This is a genomic window from Brevibacillus fortis, assembly GCF_003013395.1.
GTDB lineage: Bacteria > Bacillota > Bacilli > Brevibacillales > Brevibacillaceae > Brevibacillus > Brevibacillus fortis.
This window is the reverse complement of record NZ_PXZM01000043.1, coordinates 1-2954: the sequence shown is the minus strand read 5'-3', so window position 1 is coordinate 2954 and position 2954 is coordinate 1. Positions and strand designations below refer to the sequence as shown.

The window sequence follows — 2954 nt, the reverse complement described above, 5'->3', positions numbered from 1 at the left end:
GAATACGCATGATTGCTAAGAATTTGTGGATAAGTCCTCGACCGATTAGTATTCGTCAGCTCCACGCGTTACCGCGCTTCCACACCGAACCTATCAACCTCATCGTCTATGAGGGGTCTTACCAGCTTGCGCTGTGGGAAGTCTCATCTTGGAGGGGGCTTCACGCTTAGATGCTTTCAGCGCTTATCCCGTCCGCACATAGCTACCCAGCTGTGCCACTGGCGTGACAACTGGTGCACCAGCGGTGCGTCCATCCCGGTCCTCTCGTACTAAGGACAGCTCTCCTCAAACTTCCTACGCCCGCGACAGATAGGGACCGAACTGTCTCACGACGTTCTGAACCCAGCTCGCGTACCGCTTTAATGGGCGAACAGCCCAACCCTTGGGACCTACTTCAGCCCCAGGATGCGATGAGCCGACATCGAGGTGCCAAACCTCCCCGTCGATGTGGACTCTTGGGGGAGATAAGCCTGTTATCCCCAGGGTAGCTTTTATCCGTTGAGCGATGGCCCTTCCATGCGGAACCACCGGATCACTAAGCCCGACTTTCGTCCCTGCTCGACTTGTAGGTCTCGCAGTCAAGCTCCCTTCTGCCTTTACACTCTACGAATGATTTCCGACCATTCTGAGGGAACCTTTGGGCGCCTCCGTTACCTTTTAGGAGGCGACCGCCCCAGTCAAACTGCCCACCTGGCATGGTCCTCTCGCCCGATAAGGGCGACGAGTTAGAAACTCCGTACATCAAGGGTGGTATCCCACCGACAGCTCCACAGAGGCTGGCGCCCCTGCTTCTCAGCTTCCCACCTATCCTGTACATGATGCACAAAGTTCCAATACCAGGCTACAGTAAAGCTCCATGGGGTCTTTCCGTCTTGTCGCGGGTAACCTGCATCTTCACAGGTATTATGATTTCACCGGGTCTCTTGCCGAGACAGCGCCCAAGTCGTTACGCCTTTCGTGCGGGTCGGAACTTACCCGACAAGGAATTTCGCTACCTTAGGACCGTTATAGTTACGGCCGCCGTTTACTGGGGCTTCGGTTCAAAGCTTCGCTTGCGCTAACTCATCCCCTTAACCTTCCAGCACCGGGCAGGCGTCAGCCCCTATACTTCGCCTTGCGGCTTCGCAGAGACCTGTGTTTTTGCTAAACAGTCGCTTGGGCCTTTTCACTGCGGCCCCCTCGGGCTATTAACCCTACCGAGGCGCCCCTTCTCCCGAAGTTACGGGGCCATTTTGCCGAGTTCCTTAGCAAGAGTTATCCCGCGCACCTTAGGATTCTCTCCTCGCCTACCTGTGTCGGTTTGCGGTACGGGCACCTTGTTCCTCGCTAGACGCTTTTCTTGGCAGTGTGAAATCAGGGACTTCGGTACTTAAATTTCCCTCGCCATCACAGCTCATGCTTAACGGTGTGCGGATTTGCCTACACACCACACTCACTGCTTGGACGGCCATCCAATAGGCCGCTCACCCTATCCTCCTGCGTCACGCCATTGCTCAAGCGGAACAGAGGTGGTACAGGAATATCAACCTGTTGTCCATCGCCTACGCCTTTCGGCCTCAGCTTAGGTCCCGACTAACCCTGGGAGGACGAGCCTTCCCCAGGAAACCTTAGGCTTTCGGTGGACAAGATTCTCACTTGTCTTTTCGCTACTTACACCGGCATTCTCACTTCCAAGCGCTCCACCGCTCTTTCCAGTACGGCTTCACTGCTGCTTGGAACGCTCCCCTACCCAGTCCGTAAGGACTGCCATAGCTTCGGTGATACGTTTAGCCCCGTTACATTTTCCGCGCAGAGTCACTCGACCAGTGAGCTATTACGCACTCTTTAAATGGTGGCTGCTTCTAAGCCAACATCCTGGTTGTCTGGGCAACTCCACATCGTTTCCCACTTAACGTATACTTGGGGACCTTAGCTGATGGTCTGGGCTGTTTCCCTTTTGACGATGGATCTTAGCACTCACCGTCTGACTCCCGGACATAAGTCATTGGCATTCGGAGTTTGACTGAATTCGGTAACCCGATGAGGGCCCCTAGTCCAATCAGTGCTCTACCTCCAAGACTCTAAATTCCGAGGCTAGCCCTAAAGCTATTTCGGGGAGAACCAGCTATCTCCGAGTTCGATTGGAATTTCACCGCTAGCCACACCTCATCCCCGCACTTTTCAACGTGCGTGGGTTCGGGCCTCCAGTAGGTGTTACCCTACCTTCACCCTGGACATGGCTAGATCACACGGTTTCGGGTCTACGGCAGCGTACTATCGCCCTATTCAGACTCGCTTTCGCTGCGGCTCCGTCTCTTCAACTTAACCTCGCACGCTACCGTAACTCGCCGGTTCATTCTACAAAAGGCACGCCGTCACCCTTTTAACGGGCTCCGACTATTTGTAAGCACACGGTTTCAGGTACTATTTCACTCCCCTCCCGGGGTGCTTTTCACCTTTCCCTCACGGTACTGGTTCACTATCGGTCGCTAGGTAGTATTTAGCCTTAGCAGATGGTCCTGCCAGATTCACACGGGATTTCACGTGTCCCGCGCTACTCGGGGTTGGTCTCGGAGAGACGCGCGTTTAGGTTACGCGACTATCACGCTCTATGGTCAGCTTTCCCAAGCTGTTCACCTACGCGCGTCTTTTGTAACTCCATGTGAGACGCCCCACAACCCCGCCAGGTAAACCTGACGGTTTAGGCTCTTCCGCGTTCGCTCGCCACTACTGACGGAATCACTATTGTTTTCTCTTCCTCCGGCTACTTAGATGTTTCAGTTCACCGGGTCTGCCTTCTCATCACCTATGTATTCAGTGAAGGATACCATCCCATTACAGATGGTGGGTTGCCCCATTCGGAGATCCCCGGATCAAAGCGTGCTTACCGCTCCCCGAGGCTTATCGCAGTTCGCTGCGTCCTTCTTCGGCTCCTAGCGCCAAGGCATCCACCGTGTGCCCTTAGTAACTTAACC

Annotated in this window: 1 rRNA gene; it reads right to left on the bottom strand. The window is 54.6% G+C overall.

What is annotated here, in order from left to right:
- Window positions 1-25: 25 nt before the first annotated feature.
- Window positions 26-2954, bottom strand: a 23S ribosomal RNA gene (locus tag C7R93_RS24465).